The 25,088-nt window shown below is 43.5% G+C and carries 26 protein-coding genes; 19 read left to right on the forward strand and 7 right to left on the reverse strand.

Annotation, left to right across the window (positions count from 1 at the left end; genetic code table 11):
• Positions 1 to 9: 9 nt before the first annotated feature.
• Entirely contained in the window at positions 10 to 1,632 is a 1,623-nt protein-coding gene (locus GC098_RS01625; RefSeq protein WP_171640348.1) for an NHL domain-containing protein, read from the forward strand.
• Between the two features lie 130 nt (positions 1,633 to 1,762).
• The gene (locus GC098_RS01630; RefSeq protein ID WP_171640350.1) at positions 1,763 to 3,316 is read left to right on the forward strand and encodes a L,D-transpeptidase family protein; all 1,554 of its coding nucleotides are present in this window, start codon (positions 1,763 to 1,765) and stop codon (positions 3,314 to 3,316) included.
• Between the two features lie 145 nt (positions 3,317 to 3,461).
• On the opposite strand, the gene GC098_RS40705 is transcribed toward GC098_RS01630, so the two are convergent.
• Positions 3,462 to 3,596, reverse strand: a complete 135-nt coding sequence (locus tag GC098_RS40705) for a hypothetical protein (protein WP_281366891.1) — start codon at positions 3,594 to 3,596, stop codon at positions 3,462 to 3,464.
• Between the two features lie 370 nt (positions 3,597 to 3,966).
• Here GC098_RS40705 and GC098_RS01635 point away from each other — a divergent pair, with 370 nt between their 5' ends.
• The 15 genes from GC098_RS01635 to GC098_RS01705 all read left to right on the forward strand — a co-directional run bounded on the left by GC098_RS01635 (position 3,967) and on the right by GC098_RS01705 (position 19,092).
• A complete protein-coding gene (locus tag GC098_RS01635) occupies positions 3,967 to 5,322 on the forward strand; it encodes an ABC transporter substrate-binding protein (protein WP_171640352.1) in 1,356 nt (451 codons plus the stop codon).
• Between the two features lie 104 nt (positions 5,323 to 5,426).
• Positions 5,427 to 6,314, forward strand: coding sequence for a carbohydrate ABC transporter permease (locus tag GC098_RS01640; RefSeq protein WP_246358359.1), 888 nt, complete (start codon positions 5,427 to 5,429; stop codon positions 6,312 to 6,314).
• Between the two features lie 42 nt (positions 6,315 to 6,356).
• Complete coding sequence (locus GC098_RS01645) at positions 6,357 to 7,196, forward strand: carbohydrate ABC transporter permease (protein ID WP_171640356.1); 840 nt, start codon at positions 6,357 to 6,359, stop codon at positions 7,194 to 7,196.
• Between the two features lie 142 nt (positions 7,197 to 7,338).
• Entirely contained in the window at positions 7,339 to 8,787 is a 1,449-nt protein-coding gene (locus tag GC098_RS01650; RefSeq protein ID WP_246320905.1) for a PTS transporter subunit EIIC, read from the forward strand.
• A gap of 17 nt (positions 8,788 to 8,804) precedes the next feature.
• Positions 8,805 to 9,638, forward strand: coding sequence for a PRD domain-containing protein (locus tag GC098_RS01655; RefSeq protein ID WP_171640358.1), 834 nt, complete (start codon positions 8,805 to 8,807; stop codon positions 9,636 to 9,638).
• Positions 9,639 to 9,793: 155 nt separating this feature from the next.
• Entirely contained in the window at positions 9,794 to 10,891 is a 1,098-nt protein-coding gene (locus GC098_RS01660) for a quinone-dependent dihydroorotate dehydrogenase (protein WP_171640360.1), read from the forward strand.
• A 26-nt stretch (positions 10,892 to 10,917) separates the two neighbouring features.
• On the forward strand, positions 10,918 to 11,715 hold the full coding sequence (yjbM, locus tag GC098_RS01665; RefSeq protein ID WP_171640362.1) for a GTP diphosphokinase: 798 nt from the start codon (positions 10,918 to 10,920) through the stop codon (positions 11,713 to 11,715).
• Positions 11,716 to 11,718: 3 nt separating this feature from the next.
• On the forward strand, positions 11,719 to 12,147 hold the full coding sequence (locus tag GC098_RS01670) for a DUF309 domain-containing protein (RefSeq protein ID WP_171640364.1): 429 nt from the start codon (positions 11,719 to 11,721) through the stop codon (positions 12,145 to 12,147).
• Entirely contained in the window at positions 12,140 to 13,135 is a 996-nt protein-coding gene (locus GC098_RS01675; protein ID WP_171640366.1) for an ABC transporter ATP-binding protein, read from the forward strand. The genes GC098_RS01670 and GC098_RS01675 overlap by 8 nt, the downstream gene beginning before the upstream one ends.
• Before the next feature lie 5 nt (positions 13,136 to 13,140).
• Positions 13,141 to 13,956, forward strand: a complete 816-nt coding sequence (locus GC098_RS01680; RefSeq protein WP_171640368.1) for an ABC transporter permease — start codon at positions 13,141 to 13,143, stop codon at positions 13,954 to 13,956.
• A 16-nt stretch (positions 13,957 to 13,972) separates the two neighbouring features.
• Positions 13,973 to 14,761, forward strand: coding sequence for an ABC transporter permease (locus tag GC098_RS01685; RefSeq protein ID WP_171640406.1), 789 nt, complete (start codon positions 13,973 to 13,975; stop codon positions 14,759 to 14,761).
• A 163-nt stretch (positions 14,762 to 14,924) separates the two neighbouring features.
• Complete coding sequence (locus GC098_RS01690; RefSeq protein ID WP_376773762.1) at positions 14,925 to 16,532, forward strand: spore germination protein; 1,608 nt, start codon at positions 14,925 to 14,927, stop codon at positions 16,530 to 16,532.
• A 21-nt stretch (positions 16,533 to 16,553) separates the two neighbouring features.
• On the forward strand, positions 16,554 to 17,753 hold the full coding sequence (locus GC098_RS01695; protein WP_171640371.1) for a Ger(x)C family spore germination protein: 1,200 nt from the start codon (positions 16,554 to 16,556) through the stop codon (positions 17,751 to 17,753).
• A 5-nt stretch (positions 17,754 to 17,758) separates the two neighbouring features.
• On the forward strand, positions 17,759 to 17,992 hold the full coding sequence (locus tag GC098_RS01700) for a hypothetical protein (RefSeq protein ID WP_171640372.1): 234 nt from the start codon (positions 17,759 to 17,761) through the stop codon (positions 17,990 to 17,992).
• Positions 17,993 to 18,003: 11 nt separating this feature from the next.
• On the forward strand, positions 18,004 to 19,092 hold the full coding sequence (locus tag GC098_RS01705; RefSeq protein ID WP_171640373.1) for a GerAB/ArcD/ProY family transporter: 1,089 nt from the start codon (positions 18,004 to 18,006) through the stop codon (positions 19,090 to 19,092).
• A 45-nt stretch (positions 19,093 to 19,137) separates the two neighbouring features.
• On the opposite strand, the gene GC098_RS01710 is transcribed toward GC098_RS01705, so the two are convergent.
• The gene (locus GC098_RS01710) at positions 19,138 to 19,647 is read right to left on the reverse strand and encodes a thioredoxin family protein (RefSeq protein ID WP_171640374.1); all 510 of its coding nucleotides are present in this window, start codon (positions 19,645 to 19,647) and stop codon (positions 19,138 to 19,140) included.
• 144 nt (positions 19,648 to 19,791) lie between these two features.
• On the opposite strand from GC098_RS01710, the gene GC098_RS01715 reads away from it, so the two are divergent.
• On the forward strand, positions 19,792 to 21,300 hold the full coding sequence (locus GC098_RS01715; protein WP_171640375.1) for an RsmB/NOP family class I SAM-dependent RNA methyltransferase: 1,509 nt from the start codon (positions 19,792 to 19,794) through the stop codon (positions 21,298 to 21,300).
• 6 nt (positions 21,301 to 21,306) lie between these two features.
• Complete coding sequence (locus GC098_RS01720; RefSeq protein ID WP_171640376.1) at positions 21,307 to 22,047, forward strand: pseudouridine synthase; 741 nt, start codon at positions 21,307 to 21,309, stop codon at positions 22,045 to 22,047.
• 72 nt (positions 22,048 to 22,119) lie between these two features.
• Here the strand turns inward: GC098_RS01720 and GC098_RS01725 are convergent, their stop codons facing one another.
• From GC098_RS01725 to GC098_RS01745, 5 genes are all read right to left on the reverse strand, one after another.
• On the reverse strand, positions 22,120 to 22,716 hold the full coding sequence (locus GC098_RS01725) for a hypothetical protein (RefSeq protein ID WP_171640377.1): 597 nt from the start codon (positions 22,714 to 22,716) through the stop codon (positions 22,120 to 22,122).
• A gap of 140 nt (positions 22,717 to 22,856) precedes the next feature.
• Positions 22,857 to 23,690: a beta propeller repeat protein gene (locus GC098_RS01730; RefSeq protein WP_171640378.1), complete on the reverse strand. Its 834-nt coding sequence runs from the start codon at positions 23,688 to 23,690 to the stop codon at positions 22,857 to 22,859.
• 17 nt (positions 23,691 to 23,707) lie between these two features.
• The gene (locus GC098_RS01735) at positions 23,708 to 24,418 is read right to left on the reverse strand and encodes a hypothetical protein (RefSeq protein WP_171640379.1); all 711 of its coding nucleotides are present in this window, start codon (positions 24,416 to 24,418) and stop codon (positions 23,708 to 23,710) included.
• A 20-nt stretch (positions 24,419 to 24,438) separates the two neighbouring features.
• On the reverse strand, positions 24,439 to 24,885 hold the full coding sequence (locus GC098_RS01740) for a flavodoxin (RefSeq protein WP_171640380.1): 447 nt from the start codon (positions 24,883 to 24,885) through the stop codon (positions 24,439 to 24,441).
• A 1-nt stretch (position 24,886) separates the two neighbouring features.
• Positions 24,887 to 25,045 carry a hypothetical protein gene (locus tag GC098_RS01745; protein ID WP_171640381.1) on the reverse strand — a complete coding sequence of 53 codons (159 nt, stop codon included), beginning with the start codon at positions 25,043 to 25,045 and terminating at the stop codon, positions 24,887 to 24,889.
• Positions 25,046 to 25,088: the final 43 nt, after the last annotated feature.

Genomic DNA, 25,088 nt, shown 5'->3' on the forward strand with positions numbered 1-25,088 from the left:
GAGAAACCAATGAAACCCTTAAAACATATATTCGTTTCATCCCTAGTGGCTGCAACCTTTTTGGGAGGTTCATCCGTATGGGCGGCAGGATTGTCTGCGGATGCTCTATTATCCACCAATGGACAGATCCTCTCGGACGTGTCGACTTTCGCAGGAATCGGCGATTTTGAAGATAAGAATGGGGAAGCGCTAAGTGCGGCATTCCGTGCTCCAGGCGGCGTTGTTCAACTTTCAGATGGCAGTATTCTTGTCGCTGATACTAGGAATCATCTCGTTCGTAAAATTTCAGGAGGGAAAGTAACAACTTTCGCTGGTCCTGAGCTTGTCGTTACTAAGAACAACCAAGGCTTTCCAACAGGGGGTCTGGTTGATGGAAAATCGTCAGAATCCTTTTTCAATGAGCCCACAGGATTAGCAGTAGATGCCAAAGGGAATGTGTATGTAGCTGATTCAGCAAATAACGCAATCCGGAAAGTGGATACGAATGGTCAAGTTTCCACGTTGGCTGGAAATGGTGTTCCTGGAAGTAAGGATGGAAAAGGTGCTGAGGCAAAATTTAATCACCCAAGTGATGTTGCGGTAGCTGCAGATGGAACCGTGTATGTCGCGGATTCACTCAATCATGTTATCCGTAAAATAGCCGTTGACGGCAGTGTTTCTACTTTGAATGCGGCTGCGACTCGAGCTATTCAAATACGTCCAGGGGAAGCTTCTTTCGCTGGTGAATTTCAAGATGGCAGCTTAGCTACAGCGAAGTTCAATGAACCCGCTGGATTGGTTTTAGATAGCAAAGGCAACTTATTTGTAAGTGACACTGGCAACCAACGTATACGTTATATCGACCTCCAAGCAGGGACAGTGACTACGGTGGCCGGATCGACACCTGTTTTAAGCAATCAAACAATCTATGATAAAAATGAGTTATATGCAGGTGGAGACTTTGCAGATGGAGACGCGCTTAAAGCGAAGTTTGACTTCCCTAAAGGGCTTGCTGTTACCTCCGAAGGCGGGGTTTTAATCTCAGATAGTTTGAATCATGTGATTCGTTATTTGCTGAAGGGAAAGGTTTCAACGATTGCTGGGACAGTCCAAACTGGTGAAGCGGACGGCGTGGAACAAGCAGCTGAGTTTTACAATCCGAGTGACGTTCTAGTAACCGCTCAAGGTAATATTGTGGTAGCAGACTCTTCTAATAACAAAATTCGTAAAATAACCCCTTATCAATTGCCGGGAAATCTAGCAAACAACAACGAAGTAAAAGTAGTAAATGGTGATAAAGTGATTTCATTCGATGCAGAGCCTGAGATTCAGGTTGGACGTACAATGGTTCCAGTTCGTGCAATTAGTGAAGCATTTGGCTATGAAGTCAAATATGTTGAGTTAGCAGGGAAATCAGTCGTTCAGCTTATCAAAGGTGATGTTACGGTCGAGCTAACGATTGGTGAAACGGGCGTTGTTCGTAAACAAGCGGGTCAATCAGATATCAAACAAGTGACGGATGCTTCTCCGTATGTGAAACAAGACCGTACGTATGTGCCGGTGCGTTTCTTCGCTGAGCAAATCGGTTTGGATGTCCAATGGGATGCCGCTCACCAAACAGCCATTTTACGCACGAAATCATATGTGAAATAAGCAATCCGCAAGACGAGCCTGGCAGGGGAAACCCTTGTCCAGGCTCTTTTTTTTCATGACTTCATCTCTAGGTCATTTTTGCCGATAAATGAAAGAGAGTTATACAGTAGTTGATAGGAGGTTTTCTAGATTGAAGGACAAGAATCGCATTGATCAGTTGGAACGATTTTTCCAACATAATCCGATCGAAGATCCTCTTTATCTCAAAAAATATGTGAAAGAACATCCTGATCATAAAATGGCTTGGTACTTATTAGGCAGAGAATACGCAGCGCAAGGAAAGGAAGGCAAAGCGGCCTATTGTTTCGCGCAGTCTGGGGAGATCTATGAGGCTTTCGAACGCCAGAAAATAACGATAGAAGGTCCTTTACCTACTTCACCTTCTTCAGCCTTACATAAAGGCACTACCGTGACATCTGTTAAAAGTAAGTCCAGCGGTAAGGGGAAATGGATGCCATTAATGGTCATTCTACTCCTGCTAGCTGTTCCCGCTGCCATGGATTTAGCGAAGAACGATATGGGGAACATCCCGAATGAGACTGTTGCTGCAGCTCAAACTGCAGGGAATGCACCTGCACCTCCTATGCAGGAAGGGGCTTCTGGATTAAAGCTCTATTTCTCTAATGGGGATTGGGGTAAGAAGCTGCAGCAAGTACTGAAATCTTCAGGATCAGGAGCGGGAGAATCTGTCATCATGGAAGCTCCCCGGAGTGCAGATGGTAAATGGAACGAGTGGAACAGGTCGGTGAAACCTTTGATCGGTGTTGAGAGCAAAGGGGGAGGCGGGGGTTCAGCAGCACTAAAGTATTACCAGTCTCAGACTTGCTCCTGCGAGGTCGCAGATAGCTCCGCGCTTGTTCCAGTCATAGCGAATTGGATGCATGAGCGTGAGCAAGCTATTGTCTTACAAAGTGCAATCCAGGCCTATCAAAAAAAGACCGGAATGCTGCCAGAGAAACCTGAACAGCTTACGAAACCTTACCCCAATAATCTCCTGCCAGGACTCACTCCTGAGATGCAGGAGGCGTTCCCTCAAGCTGTAAGTAAGGTTAACGAAAGCGCAAAAGCGGGGAAAGCGCAGGATCCGATACAAACAGCGGATAAAACCGAGCAGCCGAAACAAGAGCTCAAAGAACAGGCCGCGCCATCTAGTTCGCAACCGAAAGCTTCCGCAGACCCACTGTTGGAACCGCTTAGGATTGTTATTGATATCGATAAGTATCGTTTGGCTCTCGTTAGTGGTGATTTCATCATCCGCAGCTACCCAGTTGGCTTAGGAGGCGAGAAAACGCCGCAGGGGGAGTTCTTCATTAGTGAAAAGGTGCGAAATCCGAATGGCAAATCGAATGGAGAATTTGGCAGCCGTGGGATGACTTTGTCGGATACACTTTATGCGATTCATGGTACGAATAAGCCTTCCAGCATCGGGAAAGATGAATCACATGGCTGTGTTCGCATGCTTCAAGATGACGTTGAAGAGCTCTATAACATGGTGACTCATGAAACGAAAGTGACGATTGGTAAAGGGGTATTATCACCTTCTTCTAATTCAGACGGTGGAAATGGTAATGGCGGTGGTAGTCCTGGTCTTGGAGCTGGGGGAGGGAAGCCAGATCAATCTTTTGGCCTTCCATTGCAGACCAATGACAGCAACCCGAGTAAGAAATATAAATGGCTTGATTAACACAGTGGAAACATAACAAAACCGTCTGAATGTACTTCGGACGGTTTTGTTATGTTGTACTAGCGTTCCAAAGTTTTAATCTTGACAACGATGGAGAAAGCGATTACAATTCAAAATGTGATGATTTCAATCAGTTCTTTCCTAATCATTTGTCCAAAATGATCAGTAACGTCATAGTAATGATGACAACAAGCAAAATGGATCCTGTCCAAATGATCGCTTTCTTATTAACTTCTTCTTTGGCTCTACGATTGGACATGATCGGTTTACGTTTGGACATTGGAATCACCTTTTCCTTAGGGATTAAAGAATATGGTTCTATCATAGCATAAGTAGGGTCATTCATAGAATATGAATGTTTAAATGAATAATAATTCAAGTATTGACGACCATGTCATTTTATTGTAAGATTTAATCACGCGAAATGCTAATATCAATTGAATATGTCAGTTTTAATAACATGTTACCGTAAGGGCATTAGTTATTGAAGAATGTAAGTCTTCTTCTATAACTATGCCCTTTTTATTTTTGCCAAAAATGAGGAAACCTGAAGGGGGTTGGTAGCGCAAACTACAAGGAAAGTTAAATTTAAGACTACGCTACTTCATAAATAACCATCAGACTTATTAAAAAAGGGAGAAGATGAACACATGAATATGAAAAAATGGTCAACAATGGGCTTGGCTGCATCTATGGTACTTGTAGCAGCAGGTTGTGGTAAATCTACACCAGTTGAAACAACAAAACCAGCTGCATCGGCTGCGCCGACTACAGCGGCTTCAGCGGCTCCAACAGCTGCTGGTCCCAAAAAATTAACCGGTGATTTTGAGATCCAGTATTTTGTTGGCGGATATGGCGACAAATGGTGGAAAAAAGTTATTGCTGATTTCCAAGCAGCAAACCCTGATCTGAAAATTAAAGAAAGTGCGGGACCAAAAATCAACGAGCAAATGAAACCCCGTTGGATCGCTGGTACTCCACCTGATTTCGTATACATTGACGGACCTGAATTGTTCGATCGCCAAATGGTTACAGACGGACAGCTTGAAGATTTGACGGATTGGATTAAAGATGCTAAAAACGTTGACGGCGAGAAAATTATTGATTTGCTTGCTCAAAAACCACAAGAGTTTGATGGTAAAATCTACAACGTTCCATTCGTAATGAGCTCATGGGGTATTTTCTACGATAAAGCCCTGTTCAAAGATAAAGGTTGGGTAGAGCCAAAAGATTTCGAAGAATTCCTAGCGGTAAGTGAGAAAATTAAAGGTGCTGGAATTAATCCATTCATCCATACGGGTAAATATCCATACTACATCAACGGTGGTGTATTACTTCCAGCTATCGTATCTGCTAACAATAATGACTACAAATTGCTGCAAGACATGTCTACAAATAATCTAGAAGCTTGGAAAAACCCAGCTATCATTAAAGGTCTTAATAAAATCGTTCAGCTTCGTGACAAAGGTTACATCGATAAAGCATCCGTGCAAATCAACCACACGGATTCCCAATCCTTGTTCCTGCAGCATAAAGATGCTTTTATCCCGAACGGTCTATGGCTGCCAAACGAAATGGCCAAAGACGTACCAGCCTCCTTTGATTTCGGATTCATTCCGTCCATCACACAAGATAAAGGTGGAAAAGCTGTAGCGAATACGTCTACGTCTACTTTTGCAATTGCGAAAAAAGCGAAAAACAAAGAAGCAGCAAAAGCGTTTATGCAATTCGTATTCTCTAAAACACAAGCTTCCCAGTGGGCTGAGTTGAGTGGTGCTCCTTCTAACGTAAAAGGTGACATCTCCTCCTCCAAAGCACCTAACTTCGTTAAAGATGCGGCGAAATTCTTGTCATCTCCTGAAACAGTTGTAGTGCCAACAGTCTCCTTCGCGGCAGACGTTGACAAAGCGATGCAAGATGCAACAGTGGCATTGACAATTGGTACAATTACGCCTGAAGAGTGGGTAAAACGTGTAACAGATGTCGTAGCGAAACAAAAGAAATAGGAACTGAATGAAGCAGTGCGGAGAACAAGGAAGGCATTAGCCTTAGGAGTTCTCCGCCATTTTAATGATAGGACGGTGAGGATAGAATGAAGACCAACTCGAAAATGTGGAAACGGAATTTGTTCATCGCTTCATTCATCATTCCGACTTTTCTTTTCTTCTGTGTGTTTACGATCTACCCTGTTATACAGGCTTTGCAGAAGTCATTCTATGATTGGTCCGGAATGTCAGAGAATAGCACGTTTATTGGGTTTGATAATTTCGTTGAATTATTTAAGGATCCCATTGTACTTAGAGCCATCGGGAATGATTATTTTTTAGTCGTAGGTAAAGTCATTGGCATTATGATTCTGGCGACGTTCTTCGCAGTTGCCTTAACTCGTTTCAAGCTGAGAGGCTCTGGTTTCTTCCGCGCCATATTTTTTATCCCAAATGTGATCTCCGTTGTTGTTATTGGTGTGCTCTGGAACTTCATCTATAATCCACAAATTGGATTCCTGAATGCGTTCTTATCACTATTCACAGGAAATAAAGTTGATATTACTTGGTTAGGATTTCCACAGCATACGATCTGGATGCTATTACCCCCAACGATTTGGGCTGGTATCGGCTTCTATATGATCTTGATGATTGCTGCAATCGTGAATATTCCTGCTTCCTACTATGAAGCAGCTAATATAGACGGAGCGGGTCAATGGTCGCAATTCCGCAACATTACCATGCCGCTCATCTGGGAGCAAATTAAGGTTTCCATTGTGAATATTGTCATTACGACACTCAATGGGTCATTCGTCATTGTTCAATTAATGACAAACGGCGGACAGCCTGATAATACGACCCAAGTTATGGGATCTTATCTGTATCGGATGGCTTTTCAACAATATCATTTCGGTTATGGAGCAGCCATCGGTGTCATGATCCTAATCGTTTCACTGATTACTACCCTTGTTCTGCAGCGTATTATGCGCCAAGAAACAATCGAAATGCATTAAAGTCATCCTAGAAATAGATACTGAAGGAGGGGGAACCATCGTATGATCATCAAAAACCCGTTAGCCAAAATGTTTGTCTGGATCATTCTTCTTATTTGGAGCGTCGCCGTCCTGTATCCATTGATTTGGACACTGCTCGATGCTCTCAAAAATAATGAGCAATTTTTCTTAAATGCCCCGTGGGCATTGCCTAAATTCCCGCTGCTTTGGTCAAATTTCTCCTATGTTTGGAGCAAATATAATTTTAGCACTTATTTCATGAACTCTATTGTTGTAACGGTTGGAAGTACCCTTCTGGGTATGATTCTTGCAGCAATGACTGCTTATATCCTAGCTAGGTATGATTTTAAAGGGAACAAAATCCTCCTAACGATCTACATCTCGTCCATGATGATACCGTTCGCGCTAGCATTGATTCCATTGTTCTTCTTATTGAATGATTTGCATTTAATTAATACATGGTTAGGATTAATTCTGGTCTATGCGGCACTCAATCTTCCTTTTGGAATTTTCTTACTTGTAGGATTCTACAAATCGCTGCCAAAAGAAATTGAAGAAGCGGCGATTATTGACGGGACCTCCCATTACGGTACGTTCTTCCGCGTTATGCTGCCTTTGTCTCAACCGGGTCTAATCACGGTGATGATTACAAATATGCTGAATAACTGGAACGAGTACTTCCTAGGGGTTGTCTTGACCAATGAACCAACCAAGTACACGCTTCCAATCGGTCTTGCTGTTATGCAGGCAGAGATGCAGTATCGAGTTGAGTGGGGACCGTTATTCGCAGGTCTGCTAATAACGACACTTCCAACGTTGATTGTGTATATGATCTTTCAACGTCAAATTGCAAGTGGAATTACTGCAGGTGCTGTGAAATAACTGTATACTCGGTTGCATAGAAAAAACACCTTATCCTAGAGGATTTTATCCTTCCGGGAGGGTGTTCTTTCTACTATAATTGGGATAGGAAAGAGCAAACAAGAAACGGCCAAACTTGTAGGCTTTTATAGGGGAACATGACATGAGAGCTATGTATATATTGCAGAAAATAGGACGTTCATTGATGATTCCGATTGCGGTGCTGCCGGCGGCATCCATTCTTTTACGTATTGGGAAAATGACGTTTAGTGATCCATTTCTTATGCAGGTGGCACAGATTTTCGAGTTAGGCGGAAGTGCGATTTTTGATAATTTGCCATTCATATTTGCAATTGGTATAGCCATTGGACTAACGTCTGGAGACGGGATAGCGGCACTTGCTGCTGCGGTTGGCTATCTAGTGTTCGACAATGTCTTAAAGCATTTTCAAGTGGGGACTGACTCTGCGGAACGGCTGGATATGGGTGTTCTAGGCGGTATGCTCGTTGGCATGCTATCTGCCACGTTCTTTAACAGGTTCCAACATACCCGGCTGCCCAAGGCGCTCGGATTTTTCGGTGGCAAACGATTCGTTCCGTTAATTACATCTTTGGTCATGGTTTTTCTAGGAGTGTTGATGGGTTTCATCTGGCCTCCAGTTCAGAAGGGCATAAGTGTAATCGGCTTATGGATCGTTGATAACGGGAACATTGGCGTATTCATCTACGGAATGATGAACCGGCTTCTGATCCCAACGGGTTTGCATCATATTATTAATAATATAGCTTGGTTTCAAATTGGAGATTATATCACGCCAACGGGTAAATTGCTGCATGGCGATATCTCCCGATTTTTTGCTGGAGATCCAGAAGCGGGACTATTCATGACAGGTTTTTATCCCGTAATTATGTTTGGGCTTCCTGCTGCAGCCTTAGCTTTAATTAAAAGTTCATCTTCTAATCGTCAGTTTGTTGTTCCTGTGATGCTTAGTGCAGCATTAACCAGCTTCCTAACAGGCATAACAGAGCCAATTGAGTTTGCTTTTATGTTCTTAGCACCAGGTTTATATCTGATACATGCCGTCTTAACTGGCTTTTCCATGGTGATAATGAATATGCTTCAGGTGAAAATGGGATTCGGTTTCTCAGCCGGATTTATTGATTTCGTTCTCAGCTGGCATCAATCTACGAATCCTTATTTGATTGTTTTAGTTGGAATAGGGTACTTCTTCCTATATTATGTCGTATTTCGGACCTATCTTCATTTCTTTCCATTCAAAGTGCCCGCTCAGGACGAAGCTGTTCAGTTTGAAACAGAAGATGCCACGGAGGCCATCGAAGAAACGAAAGAAGACCGTCCAACTAGCATTCTAAGACATATTGGCGGACCTTCTAACATTATCTCGATAGATGCTTGCATTACACGACTACGCCTCTTGGTGAGTGAAGAAAATTTAGTTATGGACAGCGAGCTTAAAAACCTTGGTGCTATTGGGGTTATCAGACTTGGTAAAGGAAATGTACACGTTGTTTTTGGTACGGAATCGGAACAAATTAGAGAAAGTATAAAGCCCTTGCTTCACCTGCAAAAAGACAAATCAGGACAAGCCTAAGAACGCGGAGGTGTCTTATGATTGAACGGACGATCATTCATGTACTGTCCCATAATGTGGTGATGGCACATTTGACATCAGGGAAAAATTCAATTGCTTTTGGTAAAGGAATTGGATTCAAAAAAACGCCAGGAATGCTCATTAGTGAAGGCGAAATCACACAAGAATTTCTCCTGCATACATCCGAAGTTCTTAAAAACTACGAACAAATTCTGAATGCGGTTGATTTGAAAATTATCGGGATTACGGAGGAAGTCATCGCTTATGCGCAAAGCATGCTGGAAGGCGACTTCTCTGAAACGATCCACGCCTCGTTGGTCGATCATATTAACTTTGCGGTCGAACGACAAAAGCGCGGTATTTTCATCACGAATCCATTTGCTTATGAAATTGGGTATATGTATCCTGAGGAATACAAAGTAGCCAAGAAGTCCGTAGATTTCCTCAATGATCATTTGGATGTGAAATTGCCGGAAGATGAAGTTGCCTTCTTGGCCATGCATTTCAATGGCGCACGCAAAAAAGAGCAAGCTTCTGATTCCTTAGCGGTAGTTAGAGTCGTATCGCAAACGATTGAGTCAGCCAAAGAATTGGGCTTTAATTTCGATGATTCATTCTCAACGCTGCGGTTCATTAGTCATTTAAAAGGTGTTATTGAACGGGTCAAACAAAAAAAGACACTCCAGAACTCGCTGCTTGAAAAGATTAAAGAGGAGTATGGAGACACCTATGTGAAGGCGAAGGTATTATCTCTCATGCTGAGTGATTCTCTCCAATTAGAAGTGCCTGACGATGAAACGGGTTACTTGACGATGCATCTGGAACGACTGCTGCAACGTACCGAAGCATAGGTGGTTAAATAGCTAATCTGGATTCCCTTGCAACCTTCATGGAGCAGGGATTTTTTGTTTGAAATAGAGGCGAAATGCCTTTCAGTGGATTGCATATTTGTACGTTGTCAGCTAAACTGACTGTTAGAGTCATTAGAGAACGGAGTGCATAGGACATGCTGTATAAGAAGTTAGGAAAACCAATCTTGTTCCGAATGGATCCGGAGAAGGCGCATCATCTTACGATTGACGGGCTAAGTGCTTTAGGGAGCTTACCAGGTGGGAAGCAATTACTTAAATCCATGTATGGAGTGCCCTATTCACCACTCTTGGCCCAACAATTATGGGGACTACAATTCGCGAATCCAATAGGTCTGGCAGCTGGTTTAGATAAAAATGCCAAGGCTGTAAAGGGATTCTCACAACTAGGCTTTGGTTTCATGGAAGTAGGTACAATTACACCAAAGCCACAACCGGGCAATGAGCTGCCGCGGCTATTTCGTCTTCCGGAAGACAAGGCGCTTATCAACCGAATGGGCTTTAATAATGTAGGTACAGACATGATGGCAAAAAACCTGAGGAAGACAGGTAAACGTGACATACCCGTAGCTATTAACATAGGTAAAAATAAGACGACACCGAATGAACAGGCCGAAGAGGATTATCGAGCATGTATTCGGGAGTTATATACATATGGTGATTTCTTTGTTGTGAATATAAGCTCACCAAATACACCGGATTTGCGTAATTTACAGCATGGGAACGATTTGAAGCGATTGCTTGATGCAGTTACAACGGAAATGCAGCTTCAAGAGAAGAAGAATGGTCATTCAGGTAAACCTGTATTGGTTAAAATTGCGCCGGATCTCACGGATGAAGAGCTTGAATTAACCGTGCATACGATTAAAGATAGCGGTATTTCTGGGATTATCGCCACGAACACAACGCTCAGCAGACAAGGACTAGTCCACCCTAATCGCGAGCAAGCAGGCGGACTTAGCGGAAAGCCTCTAACGCAGCGAACAACGGAAGTCATTAGACGTGTCTATCAACTGACGGAAGGCAAACTGCCGATTATTGGTTCCGGAGGGATATTTACTGCGCAAGATGCCTATGACAAAATACGGGCAGGAGCAAGCTTAGTTGAAGTGTATACGGGCTTTATTTATGAAGGACCTGGGATGCTTACAAGCTTGAATAAAGGTCTTCTAGATTTGCTGAGGAGAGACGGATATACACATATTTCCCAGGCAATCGGCGCAGATCAGCACTGACTTCATTCAGAATGGAGGATAAAAGGATGGATGGACGAGATTGGAAGAAATTTCTCCTGCCTTATGAACAAGCGGTGGAGGAGCTAAAAGTAAAATTCAAGACATTGCGTGGCGAACTCAAGAGTAGAGAAGAGTATGCACCTATTGAATTCGTAACGGGACGAGTCAAAAAGATATCAAGTGTACTGGAGAAAGCGAAACGCCTGAGTGTCCCGATGGATCAATTAGAGTCCGGTATCGAGGATATCGCTGGGATTCGGATTATGTGTCAGTTTGTAGAAGACATTGATCGTTTGGCCGAGCTGATTCGCAGCAGACAGGATATGAATGTAGTCTACGAAAAAGATTATATTGCCAATAAGAAACCGAGTGGCTATCGCAGCTTTCATATTATTATCGAATATCCCGTTCAAACCGCTTTAGGTATGAAACGAATATTAGCTGAGGTGCAAATTCGGACACTCGCCATGAATTTCTGGGCGACGATCGAGCATTCTCTGAATTATAAATATAAAGAACAATTGCCAGTTGAGGTTAGAGCTCGCCTTAGTAAAGCAGCCGAGGCTGCTTATCTATTAGATCAGGAAATGTCCAGCATTCGTGGTGAGATTGTTGCGTCTCAGAAGATGTTTGAGGATAACTCGAATTTGGTTAATATCGTACTCAATAACATTCAGGAACTTTATTTCTATCATAGAGTTCGGGAAGCCGCTCAATTTCAGCTGAGGTTTAATGAGATATGGGAGACGGAAGAAGGTTTGAGTGATCTGTCGTCCGATATTGAGGCTGCAATCGCCAGAGCGAAAAAAGGAGACAATAACTGATCTATGAGTACCTATGATCGTTTATATGTGGCTTACTTATACTATTTCAATGATCAGCGAGACTATTTCGAATGTCATGAAGTGATGGAGGAGCTTTGGCTGGAGGAAGGCCGAAGCCCCTTATACCAAGGTCTACTGCAGGTTGCAGTGGGCCTTTATCATCATGCGAATGGAAACGTAAGCGGTTCCATCAAGCTCTTTAGCGCAGGACTAAATAAGCTAGCGCCATACCCTGCACATACGCTCGGCATAGATTTGGAAAGATTGATCCGAGATAGTGGGGAGTACTTAAAAAAGCTTCTGCGTATAGAGGAAGAACCGTTCGCTCCATATGACCTCAATATTCATATCCTAGATGATGAGCTGGTTGAACTTCTTGCGAAATTGAAGCTGAACCCCCCTGGGCATGAAGAGGAGGAAGGCCATGATTGAGGTTCGTCAGCTGAGCAAATATTATCAAGTACATGAGCGAGAGCCTGGATTCATGGCATCTTTGAAAAGCTTGTTTCACCGCAAGTTCCGCACAGTTAAAGCTGTGGACGATGTTTCCTTTTCCATACCTGAAGGTGAAATTGTGGCTTTTCTTGGCCCGAATGGGGCTGGTAAGACGACTACAATGAAAGTATTAACTGGACTGCTGCATCCTTCAGGTGGTGAAGTGAATGTGGGCGGTTTTGTTCCTTTTCAACAAAAAAAAGAATTTAAGAAACAAATTTCGCTAGTCATGGGACAGAAAAGTCAGCTTATCTGGGACATACCCGCAGCGGAAACGTTTCTTGTTAATAAAGTCATCTATGAGATACCTGATCGGGAATATGAAGAAACCTTAGGAGACTTAGTGCAGTTGCTCCAGTTGGAAGAAGTTATCCGCAAACCAGTTAGACAGCTTTCGTTGGGGGAGCGGATGAAGTGTGAGTTGGCAGCAGCGCTGCTGCATCGCCCACGCATTGTATTTCTAGATGAGCCGACGATTGGCCTCGATGTGAATATGCAGGAAGTGATGCGCCGATTCATTCAGGATTACAGCCGTAAATATAAGGCAACCATTTTACTGACAAGCCACTATATGGCGGATGTTACGGCATTATGTGAGCGAGTGTTGGTGATTGGAAAAGGTCGACTCCTTTACGATGGTGCTATTTCCCAACTGGTTGACAAGTATGCGCCTAATAAGCGTATTCGTCTTCAATTGGCTAAGCGGGTTAAGGAGTCAGAGCTAATCGATGTAACCCAAGGGTTAGGGACGTTATTTCATTATGCGTTTCCAAATGTGGAAATAGATGTGCCGAGAGAGCAAGTTTCTGAACTTTCAGCTCGATTATTAACCCATTTGACGGTATTGGATTTGACCATTGAAGATCCTTCCATGGAATCGGTGATCGCACAAGCCTTTGAAGCGGGGACCGAAGGGGGAAGTTAAGGACCATGAAGGCGTTAGCTTTATTTTGGCAAAAATATTGCATGCTGCTTCGAGTTGAATGGGCTGTTATGTTTGCCTACCGGAGTGAATCGCTCATTTGGATGATAGGGGCATTCATTCAACCGCTTGTCAGTATGGCTGTTTGGCTCTCGATAAGCGATAACAATTCCATTGGTGGCTATACAGCTCATGATTATATGGTGTATTTCCTGGGAGTACTGCTTGTAGATCGATTGACGAGTACATGGGATGTGTGGGAGCTGGATGCCAGCATTCAGGACGGGTCGCTCTCAACTAAGATCGTACGACCCTTCCATCCGGTTCACTGGAGTATCTCTCAAAACCTCGTATATAAGTTGTTTTTTGCTGTTTTGCTAATACCTGCATGGGCGATAGCTGCCGCGTTTGTCCCTATGTTTAGGTTGACTATTTCCTTGGAAATAATTGCACTCTCTTTCTTCGCTATCGTACTTTCCTCTGCAATCCGCTTTCTAATTGGTTTCGAGTTTGGTCTGATGGCTTTTTGGACGAATAGAGCGAATGCGATTTATAGTTTGTATGAGGGTGTTCATTTGTTTCTTGCTGGACGATTAGCCCCACTGAGTATGTTTCCTTCTTGGGTTGAAAAAATGGCAGTATGGCTTCCTTTCTATGGAACCGTCGGGTTTCCAGTTGAGCTGCTAACAGGCAAGCTTGAGCTTGGCTCATCAGCCATCATTCAGAACTTTGCGATACAGCTTACTTGGTTAATTGTCCTTCTTGTTACGTTTCGTTTGTTGTGGAGACAAGGCATGAAGAAGTATGGCGCTGTGGGCGGATGAGGAAGGGCGGTGCGAAGTGATCAAGTACATACGACTATTTAGGGAGTTTATGAGGGCATGTTTAGTCGAAGAATTCGAGTATAGAGCTAATTTTGCCGCAAATCTCCTATCCACTGTATTTTGGCTCTTCATGGCGATCTTGACCGTTCAAGTATACTTTTATCGAACACAGGAGATTGGCGGCTGGGGTTTCTATGAGGTGTTGGTGCTTCTAGGTATTTTCAATGCTGTACATGGATTTATTGAGTTTATCCTTCAGCCGAATATGTCTCGTCTCGTCAGTCATATCCGTAAAGGGACTTTGGATTTCATCCTTACGAAACCAGTTGACAGCCAATTTTACATTAGTTTTAGACATCTGGTTTTCTGGCGATTAGCCGATATTATTCTTGGCTTGGGCTTGACGGCTTACGCACTCGTGGAGCTGAACGCTGTTCCTAGTGTTGTGGAGCTTATTCGCTTTGTCATTGTTTTCCTTGCATCTTTGGTTGTGGTCTATTCGCTTTGGATGGGCATGATGATGTTCTCTTTCTGGGCTGTTAAAGTAGATAACTTGTCCTATTTATTTAGTTCGTTCTTTGAAACGGCACGGTTTCCAGTTTCGGTCTATAAAGGATTATTACGATTCACATTAACCTATATATTTCCGATTGCTTTCATAACGACATTCCCAGCAGCAGCGCTCATTGGTCGAATCAGTGGATGGCAAGTCTTTTGGAGTGTTGGGATTGCAATAGTTTGTTTCGGATTGACCAGGGCGTTATGGAAGATCGCTTTACGCCATTATACCAGTGCGAGTAGTTAAGTTTTTGAGGCGAAAATAGAGAAAGGACTTCCCACCTTGCGGTGTAAGAAGTTCTTTTTTGCGTAGAATGAGTCACCTGGCCTTTCATACATAAAATTAAGGGAAGTGGGAAAACTTTTCCATAAGACATAGTTATTCCTATGAATTTGGTGGTGGCGAGCTCATGAAATCTTGGACGAAAACGCTACATCAACTATTTAACAGAAAGAAAACCACTCTCCCCCTTCCACAGGAGAGGGAGCCAATGGAACAGCCTATTTTGCACCAAAGCCTTTATCTTGATATTGGACTGAACATCGCTCAGATCAAATCGATTTTTGGACATAGCTCTGATATAGTAACCGGAGAGTTATGCCTGGATGCCGAAAATACCAATAAAATTGGCTATGTATACTTAGATCAATTGGTTAATAAATCATTTTTTCAAGAAGTGACAAATGCTCTACTTACAGGAACAACCCAGCTCATCGAAGCCATAAATACCGGTTTCTATGATTCACCAGATTTGATTAGGAACAGCATTCATGCCTGTGGGGAAGTCAAAACGATCGAAGATTTTCAAGTATTGTGCCAGAATATGTTATCCGGTGAGACTGTTATTCTAATCGATGGCTATGCACTTGCACTTTCAGTGAATACAGCTGGCGGAGATATGCGTTCTGTGGAAGAGCCTTCAACGCAATCCGTAGTAAGAGGTCCTCGTGATGGATTCACGGAATCGATCGGCACGAATATATCCCTCATTCGCAAACGTATTAAGAGCCCCAATTTATGGTTAGAAACCATGGTGATTGGCAAAGTTACTCAAACCACAGTGTCCATTATGTACATAAATGGAATCGTAAATGACAAAATTGTTGAAGAGATACGTCTCCGGCTTGCACGAATTGATATTGATGGGATCTTGGAAAGCGGAAATATCGAGGAACTTATTCAGGATGAAACCTTCACGCCGTTTCCAACACTATACAATACAGAACGCCCCGATGTAATCGCGTCAGGATTGCTTGAGGGTCGCGTGGCCATCCTGGTAGATGGAACACCCTTCGTGCTTGAGGCACCAGCACTGTTCACCCAGTTTTTCCAATCCGCTGAAGATTATTACCAACGGGCTGAATTTGCCACACTTATCCGCATATTGCGATATATATGCTTCTTTATCTCTTTGATGGCTCCTTCGTTCTATATCGCTATAACAACATTTCATCAAGAGCTCTTGCCCAGCTCACTCCTGTTTAACTTAGCCGCGCAGCGAGAAGGCATACCATTTCCAGCTTTTGTTGAGGCACTTCTTATGGAAGTTACCTTTGAAATCTTGCGCGAAGCTGGTGTCCGTCTCCCAAAAACAGTAGGCCAAGCAGTATCTATCGTAGGTGCCTTGGTTATTGGGCAGGGCGCTGTGGATGCTGGGCTAGTTTCCCCGGCAATGGTAATTGTCGTTGCCATTACAGCGATTTCAAACTTTGTAATCCCGGCTTTTAGCATGGGCATTCCAATCCGTATCATTCGGTTTATTCTGATGATTTTTGCCGCAACGTTTGGTTTATTCGGGATCACCGTTGGTTTAATCGCGATGGTCCAACATTTATGCAGCTTGCGCTCCTTCGGGGTGCCATATATGGCTCCTATGGCGCCTTTTGTCCTTGATGATCAGAAAGATACCATTCTTAGATTCCCTCAATGGGGGCTATTCTCTAGACCACGTTTCATTAGTCAAAAAAATAACATTCGGGAAAATAATACCCCAACAACGAAACCAACAAGGAAGTAAAAGGGAGGAGGGCTCTGCCTGATGAAAAGATTAGGTCGTATTCTTTGTACACTTATCTTAGTAGGCGTCGTGCTCTCCGGGTGTTGGGATCGACATGAATTAAATGATCTTGCTATCACGGTTGGTGTAGGATTCGATAAAAGTGGAAAAGATTATCTAGTTACAGCACAGATTGTGAACCCAAGCGAAGTTGCAGCTAAAAAAGGGAGTGGCTATGGGACTTCAATTACAACCTTTTCAGCGACGGGGGTTTCAACATTAGAAGCAGCAAGAAAGTTGACGACATTGATTCCCCGGAAGATATTCGGTTCTCATTTACGTATTCTCGTAATTGGTGAAGAGCTTGCACGTGAAGGTGTTTCCAAGGTTTTGGATGGCCTCGCCAGAGACCATGAAATTCGATCTGATTTCTATATCATTGTTGCCAGAGACACGACGGCAGCCAGTGTTCTTAAAATTTTGACCCCAATAGAAAGAATTCCAGCTAATAAAATGTTTAAAACACTAGAGTCGTCTGAAAAAGCGTGGGCACCGACCGTTAGCGTTGAGCTGGATCGGTTTATATCCAACCTTGCAGAACCTACAAGAAATCCGGTACTGACTGGAATTCGGATTCGAGGAGAAGTGCAGAAAGGAAAGTCGAAAACTAATTTATCAGAAACGACTCCTACCTCTTATTTGGAGTATTCAGGAATTGCTCTATTTAAGAAGGATAAGCTGGTCGACTGGCTAAACGAAGAAGAAAGTAAAGGATTTAACTACATCATGGGAAACGTTAAAAGTACGATGGGGCATCTCAACTGTCCCCAAGGCGAAACATTATCCATTGAAGTCATCCGAACAAATGCCAAAGTTAAAGGTCATATTGTAAACGGCAAGCCCGAAATTAACATAAACTTATTCATAGAGCAAAATATAAGTGAAGTTCATTGCCAGATCGATTTGTTGGATCCTAACACCATCCACGAATTAGAACAAATCTCCAAAACTACGCTAAAACAATTTATGACTTCTGCAATTAAAAAGGCTAAACAGAACAAAGCTGATATTTTCGGCTTTGGAGAAGCCATAGAAGATGTCTCCCCCAAGACCTGGTTGAAAGTAAAATCGGATTGGGAGGACGAATTCTCCAAGTTAAAAGTAAATATCGACACCGATGTTCACATTCGTGGTTTGGGAACAACGAATAATTCGATCATCGAGCGGTCAGGGGAGGAATAATCCGAGTGTTGATGATTCTCTTGAATATGATCATTGCTTCCATCATCGCTCTAATTGAAGCACCTGCTTTAATACGTGAAAAATTAGTCTTAGAAAGCTGGATTTTCTTTTCTCTCCTGTTTGCAGGTACCCTTTTCAGTATCCTGTTAATACTTAGAGTAAAACTTCCTAACCCGCTTGACCTGATTACCTACTTCTATAAACCTGTCAGCGAATTTGTTTTTGGTATCCTAAAGTAGAGGTGTATCCAATGATCGAGAAAGGTAAAATTGGCGTCCATCAATTTACCATACTTACCATCCTGTTTACAGTTGGCAGCTCCATTCTCATAGCTCCTTCGGGACTTGCTTATGAGGCTAAGCAGGATGCATGGATTGCCGCAATTCTGGGTCTACTTGTCGGTTTATTGTTAGTTATCCTGTATCAAGCACTTGGAAAACGCTTCCCCCAACAAACATTGGTTGCTTATAGTGAGGAACTTCTGGGGAAGTGGATGGGAAAAGCGGTGTCCTTACTTTACTTTTGCTTTTTTTTCATTCTTGCGGCACTCGTTCTTCGCAATCTTGGGGATTTTATCTCAACACAGGTATTGGTGGACACGCCACTGCAATTCACACATATCTTCTTCTTAGGCGTCATTATTCTTGGCATTCGAAATGGGCTGGAGACATTTACTCGGACTTCGGAAATTTTCCTACCATGGGTATTAATTTTTTTCTTCCTTATGTGCATTCTTCTCCCCACCGAAATGAAATTGGACTATTTGAAGCCCGTTCTCGGCTACGGATTGAAGCCTATCGTACGTGCAGCAATTCCACTTATTGGAACTCCATATTTGGAGCTTGTTGTCTTCTTAATGATTATTCCTTTCGTGAAACCAACGAAAAAACTGGGGAGGTCATTTCTAGTCGGGGTTTCCATTGGTGGAAGTTTATTAAGTATCATATCGCTCTTATCCATTCTCGTATTAGGAGATGGTTTAACAGCCGTTCAAATGTATCCGAGCTATAGTTTAGCCAAAAAAATTAGTATAGGTTCCATCCTTGAACGTCTAGAGGTCTTCATGGCAGGGATCTGGTTTATTACCATCTACTTCAAGCTTTCCATATGCTTCTATGCAGCTACGATGACTTTCGGTGAAGTATTTAATCTGAGGGATGTTCGGCAGCTTTATCTGCCTTTGGGGATGATATTAGTCGTGCTTTCGGTTATTGCGTACCCTAATGCGACTTATTTCATTAAGTTCGCGACCCAAATATGGGTCTTCTATTCGGGGACATTTGGGCTTGTCATCCCTCTGTTAATACTCGTTTTGGCTATTTTTCGAAAAAAAAGATAGTAAAATAGAAAAAGCAGCGGGATCTCCGCTGCTTTTAACTTAGGATTAACCTTTATACTTTTGGAAAAAGGCTTTGAAAGTTTCAGGAGTGTTGCCCCCGGATGAGCCTGACTCAGGAACTCCGCCAACAATGCGCTCGACTTCTACGCCATTTTTGTAGTAGACAAGTGTAGGTGTGGATTCGATTTTATATTTCTGCCAACCATCCTTGAATTCCTCCAAGTTGAACTGTTTAACATCAATACCTAGCTCTTTTTGTATCGGAACAAGAACTGGGGTCGTTACTTTACAATGTGGACAGGTCGAAGCGTAATAATATTGGAAAAATGTTTCTTTGTTCTTCAGTCTTTGATCCAAATCCTTCGGTAGAATAAGGTTCTGGTAGTTCGGATCCGTTAATTGTTTCACTGTTTCCGGATTTAATTTGGATGCGGCAACGCCATAGGGATTGCCTGCATTAGCTTTGTCCGAAGATTTGGTAGACTGCTGATTAACGAAATATAAGCCTCCAAATAAAACAAGAACAATGCCTAGATAAATAAGCAACTTCTTCATGAATGCACCTCTTTATAATGTTTACTTTCTACTATCTTCTATAAAAAGTATAGCATATCCTGTTGGTATTTTGAAAATAATTGGCTGTTTGGTGACAAGTCAGCTATAATACCGATATTAAAAGATGAAAGAGAAGATGTCCGGATGACGAAGCAGCTGCCTGCCCTATTTAGAGAAAAAATGATTGATTTACTGGGTGAAAATGAATTTGAGAAATTTCTGGAATCGTATGACCAACCGAGATCGTTTGGTTTAAGGGTGAACACGGTGAAGGTGGAAAAGGCGGATTTTTTGGCTAAGAGTCCGTTTGCGCTAAGCGCAGTGCCTTGGGCTTCCGAGGGGTTTTATTATGAAGAAGGTGAACGTCCGGGGAAGCATCCCTATTATCATGCTGGGCTTTACTATATTCAAGAGCCAAGCGCGATGGCGCCTGTAGAATTGCTGCAAGTACGCCCAGGGGAACGTGTACTCGATTTATGTGCTGCGCCTGGAGGGAAATCAACGCAAATAGCCGCTAAGCTTCAAGGCGAAGGGGTACTTGTTGTCAATGATATTCATTCCGATCGTGTGAAGGCACTAGTTAAAAACCTTGAGCTCTTGGGTGTTAGAAACGCTATTGTTTTGAATGAGAAGCCGGAGCGGATGTTAAAGGTCTTCCAAGGCTATTTTGATAAAATACTAATTGATGCGCCTTGTTCAGGTGAAGGGATGTTCCGCAAAGAAGAAGAGATGATGCAGCAGTGGGAGCGTCATTCTGTTCAGGAATTTGCTAGCATGCAGAGAGAGCTGCTGGGTCAGGCTGCGCAAATGCTTGCACCAGGTGGAATGATTGTATATTCGACCTGCACGTTTTCACCGGAGGAGAATGAAGCGCAGATCGCAGAGTTTTTGGACAAGTATCCGGCGTTTGATGTGGTTCCGGTAGAGAGTTTTGGTGCTGGAAGGCCAGATTGGCTGCGGGCGCCTTGGTGTGAGGAGGAGTTTTCTGACCGCGCTCGGGAGGCTGTGGCTGGGACTGCTCGGCTTTGGCCGCATCGTTTGCGGGGTGAGGGGCATTTTGTTGCTGTGTTGCGGCGGGACGGGGCAACTGTTGAGGGAGATGCAGGGAGTGATCCTGACGTTGTGTCGGCATCAGTAGTGGGGAAGCGCAGCGGCCGTGAGGCGCTGCGGAAGGGTCGCGCGGAGACGTCGACTCGCGCGGCTGTGAGCTTGGAGCCGCTGGAGGCGTTCTCGGGCGAGCTGCTGTGCAGCGAGCCCTTCGCCGCCGAGCGGCTCGTGTGTTACGGCGAGCACGCTTATGCGTCGCCGGCAGGTTTGCCCGAGCTGCACGGACTGAAAGTCGTGCGGCCGGGCTGGTACATCGGCTCGCTGCACCGCGGCCGATTCGAACCGTCCCATGCGCTAGCCATGGGACTGCGCATGCGCGAAGCCAAGCGAGCGCTGAGCTTGGCTTCGAGCGACGAGCGAGCCCTTCGGTACCTGAAGGGCGAGACGCTCGAAGTCGCGGAGAGCGAGATCATCCGCGACCCGGAAGTAACCAAGGCAGCCAAAGGCTACTGCCTGGTCTGCATTGAAGACCATCCCGTCGGCTGGGGCAAATGGCACGACGGGATGCTGAAGAACGAATACCCGCCCGGCTGGAGGTGGACCTAAGCGGTCATGAAACAAACACAAAGGCTCGATAAAATACTCGCCCATGTGGGCATCGGCACACGCTCTGAACTCAAGCGCCTCGCCAAAGAAGGCGCGATTTTCGTCAACGGTGTGAAAGTCAAAGACAGCGGTATGCAGGTGAACCCCGATACAGATATCATCACTGTAAACGGTGAACCGGTGTTATACCGTGAGTTCGTTTACCTCATGATGAATAAACCGCAAGGGGTCGTCTCTGCCACAGAAGACAATCGCGACCGCACGGTTGTGGATCTTTTGGATAAGGCATATGCGCCATTCGAGGTTTTCCCTGTCGGACGTCTGGACAAGGATACAGAAGGCTTCCTTTTGCTAACGAACGATGGGAAATTGGCCCATAATCTTCTTTCTCCACGCAAACATGTACCCAAAACCTACTTCGCGAAAGTGGAGTGGGAGGTAAGCGAATCGGACCGCGAAGCATTCTCCCAAGGTGTTACATTGGACGATGGCTATGAAACGCTTCCGGGTATTTTGAGAATTTTGAAGACCGGCAAAGAGACTGAAAATGAGCCCTCGGAAATCGAGCTAACAATCATGGAGGGCAAATTCCATCAAGTGAAACGGATGTTTCAAGCCGTAGGCAAAAAAGTTGTATACTTGAAACGAATTTCGATGGGTCCACTTGCGTTAGATCCAAGTTTAGAATTGGGGCAAGTGAGAGAGTTGAGTAAAGATGAACTTCTTGCTTTGCAAAATGCCAATTAAAGTCAATAACGAATAGCACGCACAGTCCCGGATTGTACGAAAAGGATTGTGCGTGTTTTATTTTGAATCTTGCTAATGCTCTTCCCATTTCTTTAAGATGGATGCAATAATCTCCTTTTTGGTCTCTTCAGCAAGTCCGTTCCTTATTTCTGTGATGAATTCAATAAAGAGCAACGACAAAAGCTCATTCAGGTCCATATCCAATGGAATCTCGTATTTACAATCCCAATCATCGAAAAATACGGCTATTCGGTTGACTTCTCTTGGATGGATGTCTATGTTAAGGGTCAAATAATCTCTTGCACCGGTCATACTAGACACGTTAGATAAACTCCATTGAAACTTCGCAACTCTATTTATCTCTCTCAGATTGTTGCCTAGAAGGTTAGTATTCGTGGTTAAAAAATGACTGTAGGATTCTCTCAAATCCAACAGGTAATCGTACAAATCTTTATCTTGGCGTACGTGATCAAGAAAATTATCAAATAATAGTTTTACGAGGAACGTTATATTCATACCAAGTAGATCTTCATTTGTTGTGTATTGGATATCTTCAATAAAAACTTCTGCCCGATTAAAAAAATCGCGAGGCGCACGGACTTTAACGGTTTTATAAAATTCAGGTGTTTCCCTGTTAAAAAAACTAGTCCATGATTTTAAAGTTAGCATACAAGCGGTCCTCCTTTTCTTCTCTATTACTACTTATTCTAAATCTAGCAGACTTATGACAATAGTTATAGCAAAAAGAGCCTATGATCTGCCGTTTCAAACAAGAAACAAACAGACTCACAGGCCCTATATAATTGGCATTACAAATTGCTTTGAAAACCTGATCTATTCAACGTACTATACCGAATACCTGAGTTCAGCGTGGAAATAAACATCATATTGTTCCATATCAGAAGGTCCGTCACAGAAGCTTGTATGCTCATCGAGCGAAGCATGATGCGCCCTTTTAAATCTGATATTTTATAAATACCTGTGTTCGCGCACGCGTAGACATCTCCGTTAGTGGTTACCAAGCGATAGATGTACATGCCTTCAAACCGTATTTGTTGAAAACCGCCATTTTTATTTCCCAGTACCAGACCGCCATCGGCCGTTGTTCCCAGAACCATCTGGTTGTATACCGCCAAGCTCTTAATCGGCTGATCCATGGAGACACTCCACCATTCGCTCATAAACACATCATAGTAGGCGATGCCCTCTTCGTAGCCAAGAAAAAGAAAATGCGGTGTGACCATTAGATCGAATGCTTTCTTCCCAGGATAAGCGTACGGCAGCCAATTCCAATTACTTCCACACATCAATCCATTATCCGTTAATACTAACTGATCTCCCCAACTTAGTATGCGATAGCAGGGGGCGCGTAATGACGTTGCTTGCCAAACATCATCATCCAATCGATACAGCCCACGGTTTGTAGACGCGAATAATTGTGCATCTACCCAATCAAGTCGATTGATCTGAATTTCTTCAGGGAAACCTTGGGAAACGCGTTCCCACGAGCGAAGGGCGGAGAATTGATACACGCCTGAACCTATTGTACCGGCAAATAATATCCCATCATCCGAAGTCGCTAACGTTGAAAAGCCGAGCGGAAGCATATCATAGGTTGAGTGCCATAACTGATTTGAATCCATGAAGCTCCTCCTACTTGTTACATGATAATTCGTCCAGTATTGGATGTGGTGACGCAGCACGACCAAGTGCGGCTTTCCGTATAAACCTCTTTCACAAGTCGAAGATAATCTATCGATTTGCTCAGATCGCAGTCCAGTGTAGATATGCGTTGTCGTTCGCCACTCATCAACTGAAATATATTCAGATGTTCTGGAAGCTGACCGAACGCCTCATAGCAGAATACGATTGTCATATGGATGAATAGTTCCATCTCCGCTTGACTCGGATTTATCATATATTTATGGATAACGAATGAACTCTTGAGTGGCTCCATGACTTGAACGATCATCGATAGCCTAATATCAAGATCTTTGACCCAAACGTTCATATTTTCGAACAGCATAAGGGGGCGTTCCGAACTACCGGTGTCCGATAGGAAACCATATAGATGAGCGGTCACCATGTGTTTGACATCTCCATAAAACTCCGACGAACCGAACTTATGTACTTTATTGGTCCATCGTCGATCAAACCATTCCGTCAGCGTTCGCTGAGTTCTGAATTTAGGATGCAGGGAATACCACTCGTTAATAGCGTGATACGCTGCATATTGGGTTAATTGTTTCCAATCCGAGTCTCGGGGAGATGTGTGGCTATGTTCGGAAAAGTAAGCACGTATCCAACTCTCGAGTTGGTAATCGGCAAGTAGCGGCGGTAATGCAAACTTATACTCATTTTGTATGTTCATTGTAAATTACATTCGATGGACTATACGCCCAACGATTGCACGAATTGTTTGCCGAATTGCATGCATAGTGCTTTGTCATCCTTTGAAGGAGACAGTTCAATCTTTAAACCTTCCAGAGTTACTTCCGCTCCAAGTTCCTTCAGCTTCGTCACTAATGTATCAACAGCAGCCCCATATTCGGAATAGGAAGAATCACATGATCCGAACACTGCCGCCTTTTTTCCATCTAACTGAATGTCATCCATCTCATCGTAAAAGTCGAGGAAGTCGTCTGCTAAATCTCCGTCTCCCCATGTGTAACTGCCAAGTATGATGCCGTCAAAGTGGGTAATCTCTTCAGCGTTCGTATCGATAACATTCTTCACAACAGGCTCAATGCCAGCCTCTTTCAATCCTTCTGCAATCGCATCAGCCATCTCTTCCGTATTACCTGTCATGCTTGCAAAAACTATAATTATTTTACTCATCCTAATTCCCCCTAATTGTTTTGATTTCATCTTCCGGCTTACGAAGTTCTTCGGTTTGTAAATCAAATAATGTCGATAGTTCTTGTACATTCGTGGATTTCGTATTCTCTTGAGAATATGTCGACTCTTGATCTCGGTGACTTTCACTTTTTTTAACCATTTCAAACAAAAGTCCCACTTTCTAACACACTCCAATCTGAATA

It is taken from the genome of Paenibacillus phytorum (assembly GCF_013141715.1).
Classification (GTDB): Bacteria; Bacillota; Bacilli; order Paenibacillales; family NBRC-103111; genus Paenibacillus_E; species Paenibacillus_E phytorum.